Genomic DNA, 11376 nt, shown 5'->3' on the forward strand with positions numbered 1-11376 from the left:
GAGAACCTGACTCCCTCTCCCGCATGGCGGAGAGGGAGGAACGGCCTTACAGCTTCGACTTGCCGTCCGGCTCGTCCTTCTTCTTGTCGTTGCCCTCGATGAAGGGGCTCCAGGGCTTGGCCTTGACCGGGCCGGGCGTCTTCCAGACCACGTTGAACTGGCCGTCGGCGCGCACCTCGCCGATGAACACCGGCTTGTGCAGGTGGTGGTTCTTCTCGTCCATCTTGGCGGTGAAGCCGGACGGCGCCTTGAAGGTCTGGCCGCCCATCGCGGCGATGACCTTGTCCACGTCGGTGGTCCTGGCCTTCTCCACCGCCTGCTTCCACATGTGGACGCCGATGTAGGTCGCCTCCATCGGGTCGTTGGTCAGCGGCTTGTCCTTGTGGCCGGCGATGCCCTTGGCCTTGGCGTAGGCGGCCCACTTCTTCACGAACTCGTCGTTGGTGGGGTTCTTCACCGACTGGAAGTAGTTCCAGGCGGCCAGGTGGCCCACCAGCGGCTTGGTGTCGACGCCGCGCAGTTCCTCCTCGCCCACCGAGAAGGCCACCACCGGCACGTCCCTGGCCTTCAGGCCGGCGTTGCCCAGCTCCTTGTAGAACGGCACGTTGGAGTCGCCGTTGATGGTGGAGATCACCGCGGTCCTGCCGTCGGCCGAGAACTTCTTGATGTCGGCCACGATGGTCTGGTAGTCGCTGTGGCCGAAAGGCGTGTACTTCTCGTCGATGTCGGATTCCTTGACGCCCTTGGACTTGAGGAAGGCGCGCAGGATCTTGTTGGTGGTGCGCGGGTAGACGTAGTCGGTGCCCAGGAGCACGAAGCGCCTGGCACCGCCGCCCTCCTTGGACATCAGGTACTCCACCGCGGGGATGGCCTGCTGGTTGGGCGCCGCGCCGGTGTAGAACACGTTCTTGGACAGCTCCTCGCCCTCGTACTGCACCGGGTAGAACAGCAGGCCGCCCAGCTCCTCCACCACCGGCAGCACCGACTTGCGCGACACGCTGGTCCAGCAGCCGAAGACGGCGGCCACCTTGTCCTGCGTGAGCAGCTGCCGCGTCTTCTCGGCGAACAGCGGCCAGTTGGACGCGGGGTCCACGATGACGGGCTCGAGCTTCCTGCCGAGCACGCCGCCCTTGGCGTTGATCTCCTCGATGGCCATCAGCGCCGTGTCCTTCAGCACGGTCTCGGAGATCGCCATGGTGCCGGACAGGCTGTGCAGGATGCCGACCTTGATGGTGCCGCCCGCGGCCTGGGCATGGACGGAGGAAACGCCGGACAGGCTGGCCAGGGCGGTGGCGGCGGTGATCGCCTTGAGGGTGAGACGTCGTTGCATGTGCGCTCCAGGTGAAGGGGAGGAAGCCGGAAGTTGTCGCCGGACGTTTCAGCAGCTGATCGGTACGGCGTGCGACGCATGCTAGGGAGCGCAGCGTGCGCGGCCAATACGCCGCTTGGCGTATGGCTTGCGGTTTCAGCGGCCGTGGGGCTTGTAGGAAAAGGTCGTGACATGGGCGCAAAGGCTGTCGATGACCCCACGCCGGCAAAGGCTTCCGATAGAGTTTTTAGCTAAGTCGCGGGGTCCTTTCGCCAAGGGCCATGCGGCTGGCGCAACGCTCGCCCGGGAGGGGTGGGCGTTGCCCGCAGTTCATTCATACAGACCCTGCAAGGAACGTCATGCAAACCCTCGTCGTCTTTTCCCACCTGCGCTGGAACTTTGTCTACCAGCGCCCCCAGCACCTGCTGTCCCGGCTGGCCGCGCGTTGGCGAGTGGTTTTCATCGAGGAACCCATGCTCCACGCGCAGGAGCCGCACCTGGAGCGCATCAAGCCCTGCCCCGGCGTGCAGGTGTGGCGTCCGCACGTGAAGGGCGACACCCCCGGTTTCCATGACGACCACCTGCCGGTGCTGCAGCAGATGGTGATGCAGGCCATGGCCGAGGAGAACGTCAAGGACTACTGGGTCTGGTTCTACACCCCCATGGCCTATCCGCTGGCCTCGGAAATGACGCCGCGTGGCGTGGTCTACGACTGCATGGACGAGCTGGCGGCCTTCAAGAACGCGCCGCGCCAGCTGCTGCAGCGCGAGAACGCGCTGTTCAAGGCCGCCGACCTGGTGTTCACCGGCGGCCCCAGCCTGTACCAGTCCAAGCGCACGCGCCACCCCAGCGTGCACTGCTTCCCGAGCAGCGTGGACGCCAAGCACTTCGCGCGCAACGTGCCGGACCATCCGCTGCAGGCGCAGCTGCCGCATCCGCGCGTGGGTTACTGCGGCGTGATCGACGAGCGCGTGGACCTGGGGATGGTGGCGGCCCTCGCCGACGCGCGGCCCGAGTGGCAGGTGGTGATGGTCGGCCCGGTGGTCAAGATCGATCCGGCCAGCATCCCCCAGCGGCCCAACATCCACTGGCTGGGCCAGCAGAGCTATGACGACCTGCCCGCCTTCATCTCGGGCTGGGACGTGTGCATGCTGCCGTTCGCGCTGAACGAGGCCACCCGCTTCATCAGCCCCACCAAGACGCTGGAGTACATGGCCTGCGGCCGGCCCTCGGTGAGCACGGCCATCAAGGACGTGGTCGAGCCCTATGGCCACGTGGTGCCCATCGTCTCCACGCCCGAGGAGTTCGTCGCGGCCTGCGACGAGATCCTGGCGCGCACGCCCGAGCTGCAGCTGCGTCACGCCAAGGCGCTGGCCGAGGTGGTGGCCCGCACCTCCTGGGATGCGACCGCCAACGGGATGGCGGAACTGATCGCCCAGGCCGACCAGGAGAACCAGGCGGCCAAGCGCGCGGCCGCCGCGCCGGCGGTCGGTGCGTCGCGGCCCGCGTCGGCCATGCTGACCGAGCCGCTGGTGGCGGCGCGGCGCGCGGTGGTGGGCTAAGGACCGGCCGGGCCCCTGGCACCGGCGGGAGGGTGGCCGGTGCCTGGATCAGGCCGCCTCCCACAGTGCGGCCATCGGCACGGCCAGAAGGTCGGGCCCGAAGCGCAGGACGGCATCGCCGTCGTACATCACGATGCCGCAGCGCCAGCGCGGACCGGCCACTTCCCTGAGCTTGCGCAGGCCGCGGAAATCGGCTTCCCGCACCGTGCTGGACGCCTTGACCTCCACACCGGCCAGTTCCTGGGGCCCCCTCTCCAGGACGATGTCCACTTCGTGGTCGTCGCGATCGCGGAAGTGATGGAAGGCCACGGGTTGCGGCTGCCAGCTGGCCTGGCGCCGCAGTTCCTGGAAGACGAAGGTTTCCGCCAGCTGCCCCAGCAGGGTGCGGTCCTGGTAGACCTCGGCCGCGTCCACCCGCAGCAGCGCACAGGCGAGGCCGGTATCGCCCAGATGGATCTTGGGCGTCTTGACCAGCCGCGGCAGCTGGCGCAGGTGCCATGGCGGCAAGGTTTCCAGCAGGAACAGGCGTTCCAGCAAGATCAGGTAGTCGCGTATCGTGGGACGACTGAGCTGGAACGGGCCTGCCAGCTCGCTGAGGTTGAAGAGCCTGGCTGTCTGCGCAGCGGCGAACTCGAGCAGCCTCGGCAGCGCGTCCAGGGCGCTGATGCGGGCCAGGTCGCGTACGTCCCGCTGCACCAGGGCCTGCACGTAGGCCTGGTACCAGGCGCGCCGGCGGTTTTCGCTGCGCGCGAGCGCCGCAGGATAGCCGCCCGCCACGATGCGCTGCGCCAGTGCCAGCCCGAGGCGCTGGTGCCTGGCCGGTGCGAACCGGCCCCCGAAAAGCTTGTGCAGGAAGGTGCCGGGACGCCGCTCGATCTCGCACTGCGCCAAGGGGTGGAGACGCTGGGCTTCCAGCCGTCCGGCCAGCGAGTCCGCCAAGGCCGGCAGCAGCAGGACATTGGCCGAGCCGGTCAGAAGGAACCGCCCGGGCCGGCGGTCCTTGTCGACCGAAGCCTTGAGCGAGGTGAAGATTTCAGGAATGCGCTGGATCTCGTCCAGCACCATGCGCGGCGGCAGATCAGCCACGAAGCCGACGGGGTCGGTACGGGCGGCCGCCAGCAGGTTGTCGTCGTCGAAACTCAGGTAACCATAGCCGGCCGGCTCGGCCACGGCACGCGCCAGGGAGGTCTTGCCGCTCTGGCGCGGGCCATGCAGCAGGACCACGGGCGTGTCCGCCAGCGCCTCCATGAGCGGTTGCTGGGCGAAACGGGGAAATACGGGGTCGCTGGTTGAAAGTTCCGGCACCGGCTGATTGTAAGTAACATGCCCGGCTGATTGAAACCCTGGATCCCGGCTGATTGAAACCTTCGGTGCGGACGAGGAGCGCCCGGGTGCTCGACGACGTCCTCAAGCCTCGAACTGCGGCTGCAGCTGGCGGATGCGGTTCAGGGCCATGGCCGCCGCGGCCGTGCGCGTCTCCACGCCCAGCTTGGCCAGGATGCGCTCCAGGTGCTTCTTCACCGTGGCCGGGCTGGCGCCCAGGATGTCGGCGATGTCGCGGTTGATCTTGCCCTTGGCCACCCAGTAGAGCACCTCGGCCTCGCGGGCGGTGAGCTTGAAACACAGGCTCATGGCCTCGACCACGGCGGCGTCCGACACCTCGCGCATCACGATCAGCCACTCGCCCTCGCCCGTGCCGCCGTCGCCGGTCTGCTGGTGCAGCCGGAAGGTGAGGCGGCGCGCACCGAGCTCGACCACCAGGCGCGGCGGCTCCACCTGCCGGTTCGCATCGGCCAGGCTGCGGCGCAGCCAGTCGGTCACCGCCTGCGGCGCCAGGTTCGGCCAGTGCGGCGGATGGCCGCCGAAGTAGGCCAGCAGCAGGTCGCGCGCCAGCGGGGTCTGCCACATCAGCCGGCCGTCGTCGGCGCGCACGGTGATGCTGGCGTAGCCGAAGGCGTCCAGCGCGTTGCGCGCCTGGCCGGCCTGCTGCGCCTCCTGGCGCGCGCGGCGCGCGCTCCCCAGGTGCACGTTCATGCGGGCCAGCACCTCGCGCGGCTTGATCGGCTTGGTCACGTAGTCCACGCCGCCGGCCTCCAGCCCCGCCACCAGGTGCTCGGTCTCGGTCAGGCCGGTCATGAAGATGATGGGGATGTGCGCCGTGGCCGGCCCGGCCTTGAGCCGGCGCGCCACCTCGAAGCCGTCCATGCCCGGCATCACCGCGTCCAGCAGCACGATGTCGGGCAGGGCCTGCAACGCCCGCTGCAGGGCCGCCGCGCCGCTGGTGGCCACCAGCACCGTGCAGCCGGACTCCTCCAGCGCATCGTGCAGCAGCGCCAGGTTGTCGGGCACGTCGTCCACCACCAGGACCAGGTCGCCCCGGGCCCGGTCCAGCGCCGCAGCGGCCGTGCGGCTCATGCCGCGCCCTCCGGCGCGCCGGCGCGCGCCAGCTGCAGCGCGATCGCCTCGATCTCGAAGCGGCGCGCCTGCTCGCGCAGCGAGCGGCAGAAAGCTGCGCTGGCCGGCTGCGCCGCCTCGATCTCGTCCAGCCGGTTCAGGATGCCGCGCAGATAACCCAGCTCCACCACTTCGCGCAGGGCAGCCAGCGCCGCGGCATCGGGCGGCACCAGGGGCGCCGGGGACGCCGCCGCCTCTGGTGCCGGGTCCGGCGGCGCGTACAGCCAGCGCAGGCCCAGGGCGCGCTGCAGCCAGTCCAGCAGCTCGCCGTGGCGCACCGGCTTGAGGATGAAGTCGTCCGGCTGCACGCCGGCGTCGTTGTCCAGCCCCTTGTCGAAGGCGTTGGCGGAAACGATGGCGATCCGGGCCTTCACCGGCGGCGGCAGCCGCCGCAGCCGGCGGAGGGTCTCCCAGCCGTCGATGCCCGGCATGGCCAGGTCCATCAGGATGGCGTCGGGCACGAAACGGCCCGCGTGCAGCAGGTCCAGCGCATCATGGCCGCTGGCGGCGGTGCGGATCTCGAAGCCCAGCGGCGCCAGCAGCTGCACCAGCAGCTCGCGGTCGGCCTCCTCGTTGTCCACCACCAGCAGGCGGCGGCGCGCGCCCTCGTAGCCGCAGCGCCGCGCGGGCCGACCGGCCGCCGGCGCCGCCTCTGCGGCCACCTCGGGCATGAACAGGCGCAGGCGGAAGGCGGCCCCCGCGCCGGGCCGGCTGCTCACGGTGAGCTCGCCGCCCATCAGGGCCGTGAGCATCTTGGCGATGGTCAGGCCCAGCCCGGCGCCGGGCGCGGCGCCCGAGGCGGCGCTGCTGCCGCGGGCGAAGGGCTCGAACACGCGCTCGATCTCCTCCTGCGACAGGCCCGGCCCGGTGTCCTCGATGTCGATCAGCGCCATCTCGCGCGCGTGCCGAACGCGGAAGGTGACGCCGCCCCGCGCCGTGAACTTGACGGCGTTGCCCAGCAGGTTGAACAGGATCTGGCGCAGCCGCTTTTCGTCGGCGCGCACCGCCTGAGGGAGGCCGGTCGCCTCGAAGCGGAAGGCCAGGCCCTTGGCCGCCGCCTGTGGCTCGAACATGGCCGCCACCTCCTGCACGCAGTCGGCCAGGCGTATGGGCGCCACCTGCAGCGCCAGCTTGCCGGCCTCGATGCGGGCGATGTCCAGCGTGCCCTCGATCAGCGACAGCAGGTGCTCGCCGCCGCGCCGGATCACGTGCACCGCCTGGCGCCGGTGCGGCGGCACGCCGGCGTCCTCGGCCATCAGCTGGGCATAGCCCAGGATGCTGTTGAGCGGGGTGCGCAGCTCGTGGCTGACGGCGCCGATGTAGCGGCTCTTGGCCTGGTTGGCCTGCTCGGCGGCATGGCGCGCCTCCTCCGCCACGCGCCTGGCCTGCTGCAGCGCCTGGTCGGTCAGGCGGTGCGAGTCGATCTCGCGCACCAGCAGCCGGGTCTGGCGGTTCGATTCCTGCTGCGCCACCTGCCGGCTCTGGTGCGCCAGCACCAGCCACCAGGCCACGATGCCGGCGATTACCAGCAGGGCCACGTAGGCCTTCAGGAAGCCCGAGCGCAGCGGTCCCTCGAACAGCGGCGGCCCGTCGCCGGCCACGGCCTGCAGCGCGCGCATCTCCTGGTGGTACAGCAGGCCGAACACCGCGGCCAGCACCGGCGCGATGACCAGCATCAGCAGGATGAAGTGGCCCAGGCCGGTGTCCAGGTAGGGCCACACGCGCCGCGGCAGCAGCCGGCGCAGCGTGGCCGACCACTGGGCCGCCAGGCTGGCGTGGGGCTTGCACGCGTCGCCGCAGCGTGCGTCCAGCGTGCAGCACAGCGAGCAGATGGCGCCCTGGTAGGCCGGGCAATGCGCCATGTCGGGCGCCTCGTAATCGCGCTCGCAGATGACGCAGCGCGCGAGGGTGGACGCCTGCGCCGCCGGGCGGTCCGAAGGCTTTCGGGCAAGGTAGTAGCGGCCTCGGGTGAACCAGGCGATGGCCGGCGCGGCGACGAAGGCCACCACCAGGGCCACCACGGCCGAGAAGGCCTGCGCCGCCGCGCCGAACACGCCCAGGTGGGCGGCGATGGACAGCGCCGAGGCCAGCGCCATGGCGCCCACCCCCACCGGGTTGACGTCCCACAGGTGGGCGCGCTTGAACTCGATGCCGGGCGGCGACAGGCCCAGCGGCTTGTTCACCACCAGGTCGGCCACCACCGCCATGAACCAGGCGATGGCGATGTTGGCGTACAGGCCCAGCACCTCGCCCAGCGCGTGGAACACGTTCATCTCCATCAGCATGAAGGCGATCAGCGTGTTGAACACCACCCAGACCACCCGGCCCGGGTGGCTGTGCGTGACGCGCGAGAAGAAGTTGGACCAGGCCAGCGAGCCGGCGTAGGCGTTGGTGACGTTGATCTTCAGCTGCGAGACCACCACGAACAGCGCGGTGGCGGTCACCGCCCAGCCGTACTGGGGGAACACGTATTCGTAGGCCGCCAGGTACATCTGGTTGGGGTCGACCGCGCGCTCGGCCGGCACCATGTGGCTGATGGCCAGCCAGGCCAGCAGCGCGCCGCCCAGCATCTTGACCACGCCCAGCAGCACCCAGCCCGGCCCGCCGGCCAGCACCGCCGCCCACCAGCCGCGGCGGTTGGCCGCGGTGCACGCGGGCATGAAGCGCAGGTAGTCGGCCTGCTCGCCCATCTGCGTGATCAGAGCGATGCCCACCGTGAGCGCGGCACCGAACAGGTGCAGATCGAAGCCGGCGGCACCACCGGCGTGCCCGGCGTAACCCGTGATGCCGTCGAATGCACCAGGATCGCGCGCCAGCACGTAGGCGAAGGGCACGACCAGCATCACCAGCCACAGCGGCTGGGTCCACAGCTGCAGCCGGCTGATGGCCGACACGCCGTGCGTCACCAGCGGGATGACGACCACCGCGCACAGCAGGTAGCCCCAGGTCGGCGGGATGCCCAGCGCCAGCTCCAGCGCGTAGGCCATGACGGCCGCCTCTAGCGCGAAGAAGACGAAGGTGAAGGAGGCGTAGATCAGCGAGGTGAGGGTGGAGCCGATGTAGCCGAAGCCGGCGCCCCGCGTGAGCAGGTCCATGTCCACGCCGTAGCGGGCGGCGTAGTAGCTGATCGGCAATCCCGCCAGGAAGATGATCAGTCCCGTGGCGACAATGGCCCAGAAGGCATTGGTGAAGCCGTACTGCACCAGCAGCGTGGCGCCCACCGCCTCCAGGATCAGGAACGAGGCCGCGCCGAAGGCGGTGTTGGCCACGCGGAACGGCGACCACTTGCGAAAGCGCTGCGGCGTGTAGCGCAGCGCGTAGTCCTCCAGGGTCTCGCGCGCCACCCAGCTGTTGTAGTCGCGGCGGACCTTGACCACGCGCTGGGGCGCGTCGGCCGGTTGCGGGGGGATGCTCTCGCTCACGCGGGGCGGGGTGCAGGTTCCATGCCAAACGGCTCGGCATGGCCCTTGCAATAAGATGCCCGACACCCCGCCCGCCATGGAACTCACCCCCCGCGAAAAGGACAAGCTGCTGATCTTCACGGCCGCCCTGCTGGCCGAGCGCCGCAAAGCCCGCGGCCTGAAGCTCAACTACCCGGAGGCGGTGGCACTGATCTCCGCCACCGTCATGGAAGGCGCGCGCGACGGCCGCACCGTCGCCCAGCTCATGAGCGAAGGACGCACCCTGCTCACGCGCGACGAGGTGATGGATGGGGTGGCCGAGATGATCCCCGACATCCAAGTCGAGGCCACCTTCCCCGATGGGACCAAGCTGGTGACCGTGCACCAGCCCATCGTCTGACACAGCGCCAGGAGGCATTGCCGATGACACGTTCGATCACCCTCAAGGCCGCTGCCGCGGGCGCCTGGCTGGCGCACGCCGGGGCCGCCTTCGCCCACGAAGGCCACGGCTTGGCCGGTGACCACTGGCACGCGACCGACAGCTTCGGCCTGCTGCTGGTGGGCGCCCTGGCGGCGCTGGCGGTCTGGCTGTCGCGCGGCGGCCAGTAGCGCGAAGGCGGCGGCGATGATCCCTGGCGAGCTGCTGGCGCAGGCCGGCGACCACGAACTCAACCCCGGCCGGCGCACGGCCACGCTGGTGGTGCGCAACACGGCCGACCGGCCGATCCAGGTCGGCTCCCACTACCACTTCGCCGAGACCAACGGCGCGCTGGACTTCGACCGCCTGGCCGCCCGCGGCATGCGGCTGAACATCGCCTCGGGCACCGCGGTGCGCTTCGAGCCCGGGCAGCAGCGCACGGTGGAGCTGGTCGACTACGCCGGCGGGCGCGCCGTGCACGGCTTCCGCGGCCTGGTCCAGGGAAGGCTGTAGATGGCCAGGATCGCGCGCCAGGCCTATGCCGAGATGTTCGGCCCCACCACCGGCGACCGCGTCCGGCTGGCCGACACCGACCTGCTGGTCGAGGTCGAGGACGACTACACGCTGCGCGCCGGCGGCTATGGCGAGGAAGCCAAGTTCGGCGGCGGCAAGACCATTCGCGACGGCATGGCGCAGTCGCAGCGCACGCGGGCCGAAGGGGCCATGGATACCGTGCTGACCAATGCCCTCATCCTGGACCACTGGGGCATCGTCAAGGCCGACATCGGCCTGAAGGGCGGGCGCATCGCCGCCATCGGCAAGGCCGGCAACCCCGACACCCAGCCGGGCGTGGACATCGTGATCGGGCCGGGCACCGAGATCATCAGCTGCGAGGGCGCCATCGTCACCGCAGGCGGCATCGACAGCCACATCCACTTCATCTGCCCGCAGCAGATCGAGGAGGCGCTGGCGTCCGGCATCACCACCATGTTCGGCGGCGGCACCGGACCGGCCACCGGCACCTTCGCCACCACCTGCACGCCCGGCTCCTGGAACATGGAGCGCATGCTGCAGGCCGCCGACGCCTTTCCCATAAACCTGGGCTTCATGGGAAAGGGCAACGCCAGCCTGCCGCAGGCGCTGCGCGAGCAGGTGGCCGCCGGCGCCATCGGGCTGAAGCTGCACGAGGACTGGGGCACCACGCCCTCGGCCATCGGGAACTGCCTGGATGTGGCCGACGAGATGGACATCCAGGTAGCCATCCATTCGGACACGCTCAACGAGTCCGGCTTCGTGGAGGACACCATCGCGGCCACGAAGGGACGCGGCATCTGCGCATTCCACACCGAGGGCGCGGGCGGCGGGCATGCGCCGGACATCCTGCGCGTGGTGGGCGAGGCCAACTTCCTGCCCTCCTCCACCAACCCCACCATGCCGTACACCGTGAACACGCTGGACGAGCACGTGGACATGCTGATGGTGTGCCACCACCTGGATCCCGCCATCGCCGAGGACCTGGCCTTCGCCGAGAGCCGCATCCGCAAGGAGACCATCGCGGCCGAGGACATCCTGCACGACCTGGGCGCGATCAGCATGATGTCCAGCGACAGCCAGGCCATGGGGCGCGTCGGCGAGGTCATCCTGCGCACCTGGCAGACCGCGCACAAGATGAAGCAGCAGCGCGGCGCGCTGGAAGGCGATGGCCCACGCAATGACAACTTCCGCGCCAGGCGCTACGTCGCCAAGTACACCCTCAACCCCGCCATCGCCCACGGCATCAGCCACGAGGTGGGCAGCGTGGAGCCGGGCAAATGGGCCGACCTGGTGGTGTGGAAGCCGGCCTTCTTCGGCATCAAGCCGTCGCTCATCCTCAAGGGCGGCTTCATCGCCATGGCGGCCATGGGCGACGCCAACGCCTCCATCCCCACGCCGCAGCCGGTGCACTACCGGCCCATGTTCGGCAGCTTCGGCGGCGCGCTCGCCAAGGGCGCCCTCACCTTCGTCTCCCAGGCGGCGCTGGCCGCCGGCGTGCCCGAGCGCTTCGGCCTGCGCAAGACCATCGGCGTGGCCAGGGACATCCGCGCCGTGCGCAAGCAGCACATGGTCCACAACGGCTGGCTGCCGAAGATGGAGATCGACCCGCAGACCTACACGGTGCGCGCCGACGGCCAGCTGCTGACCTGCAAACCCGCCTCCGTGCTGCCGATGGCGCAGCGCTACTTCCTGTTCTGA

General features: G+C 70.0%; 9 protein-coding genes. 5 read left to right on the forward strand and 4 right to left on the reverse strand.

Annotation, left to right across the window (positions count from 1 at the left end):
• Nucleotides 1–46: 46 nt before the first annotated feature.
• Nucleotides 47–1330, reverse strand: coding sequence for an urea ABC transporter substrate-binding protein (gene urtA, locus RTA_RS16750; protein ID WP_013902621.1), 1284 nt, complete (start codon nt 1328–1330; stop codon nt 47–49).
• Nucleotides 1331–1668: 338 nt separating this feature from the next.
• Between urtA and RTA_RS16755 the strand changes: the two genes are divergently transcribed.
• Entirely contained in the window at nt 1669–2871 is a 1203-nt protein-coding gene (locus RTA_RS16755; RefSeq protein ID WP_013902622.1) for a glycosyltransferase, read from the forward strand.
• Nucleotides 2872–2919: 48 nt separating this feature from the next.
• Here RTA_RS16755 and RTA_RS16760 read toward each other — a convergent pair whose 3' ends face one another.
• The 3 genes from RTA_RS16760 to RTA_RS16770 all read right to left on the reverse strand — a co-directional run bounded on the left by RTA_RS16760 (nt 2920) and on the right by RTA_RS16770 (nt 8825).
• Nucleotides 2920–4119, reverse strand: a complete 1200-nt coding sequence (locus RTA_RS16760; protein WP_049871322.1) for an ATP-binding protein — start codon at nt 4117–4119, stop codon at nt 2920–2922.
• Between the two features lie 159 nt (nt 4120–4278).
• Complete coding sequence (locus tag RTA_RS16765; protein ID WP_013902624.1) at nt 4279–5286, reverse strand: response regulator transcription factor; 1008 nt, start codon at nt 5284–5286, stop codon at nt 4279–4281.
• Entirely contained in the window at nt 5283–8825 is a 3543-nt protein-coding gene (locus RTA_RS16770; protein WP_013902625.1) for a hybrid sensor histidine kinase/response regulator, read from the reverse strand. Before RTA_RS16770 ends, RTA_RS16765 begins: the two co-directional genes overlap by 4 nt.
• Here RTA_RS16770 and RTA_RS16775 point away from each other — a divergent pair.
• The 4 genes from RTA_RS16775 to ureC are packed head-to-tail and all read left to right on the forward strand — an operon-like array spanning nt 8824 to nt 11376.
• A complete protein-coding gene (locus tag RTA_RS16775; RefSeq protein ID WP_013902626.1) occupies nt 8824–9126 on the forward strand; it encodes an urease subunit gamma in 303 nt (100 codons plus the stop codon). The two genes, RTA_RS16770 and RTA_RS16775, sit on opposite strands and share 2 nt — an antisense overlap.
• Nucleotides 9127–9149: 23 nt before the next feature.
• The gene (locus RTA_RS16780) at nt 9150–9335 is read left to right on the forward strand and encodes a hypothetical protein (protein WP_013902627.1); all 186 of its coding nucleotides are present in this window, start codon (nt 9150–9152) and stop codon (nt 9333–9335) included.
• A gap of 16 nt (nt 9336–9351) precedes the next feature.
• Nucleotides 9352–9657 (forward strand): urease subunit beta, encoded by a 306-nt coding sequence (locus RTA_RS16785; protein ID WP_013902628.1) that lies wholly within the window; start codon nt 9352–9354, stop codon nt 9655–9657.
• A complete protein-coding gene (ureC, locus tag RTA_RS16790; RefSeq protein ID WP_013902629.1) occupies nt 9658–11376 on the forward strand; it encodes an urease subunit alpha in 1719 nt (572 codons plus the stop codon).

The organism is Ramlibacter tataouinensis TTB310, from assembly GCF_000215705.1.
Taxonomy (GTDB): domain Bacteria; phylum Pseudomonadota; class Gammaproteobacteria; order Burkholderiales; family Burkholderiaceae_C; genus Ramlibacter; species Ramlibacter tataouinensis.